The organism is Acidovorax sp. HMWF029 (assembly GCF_003060895.1).
GTDB lineage: Bacteria > Pseudomonadota > Gammaproteobacteria > Burkholderiales > Burkholderiaceae_C > Acidovorax.
In genome coordinates this window covers 35,544-35,754 of sequence record NZ_QAIH01000275.1, presented here as the reverse complement: position 1 = coordinate 35,754, position 211 = coordinate 35,544, and the positions used below count along the sequence as shown (strand labels likewise).

1 protein-coding gene is annotated in these 211 nt (G+C 72.0%); it reads left to right on the top strand.

All coding sequences use genetic code 11. The features are described from left to right. A partial coding sequence (locus DBR12_RS19390) for a YXWGXW repeat-containing protein (RefSeq protein ID WP_158275021.1) occupies positions 1-211 on the top strand: 211 nt, incomplete at both ends.

The window sequence follows — 211 nt, the reverse complement described above, 5'->3', positions numbered from 1 at the left end:
TGCCCCATCCACGCCGGGGCATGGTCTGGGTGCCCGGCCACTGGGAGTGGCGCGGCCACCGCCATGTCTGGCTACAAGGCCACTGGGTGAAGGCCCGTCCCGGCTACCACTACCGCGAGCCACGCTGGGTGGAACATGGCGGCCGCTGGGACATGCAGCCCGGCCGCTGGGACCGCGACGGTGACGGTGTGCCCAACCGGCACGATCGGGA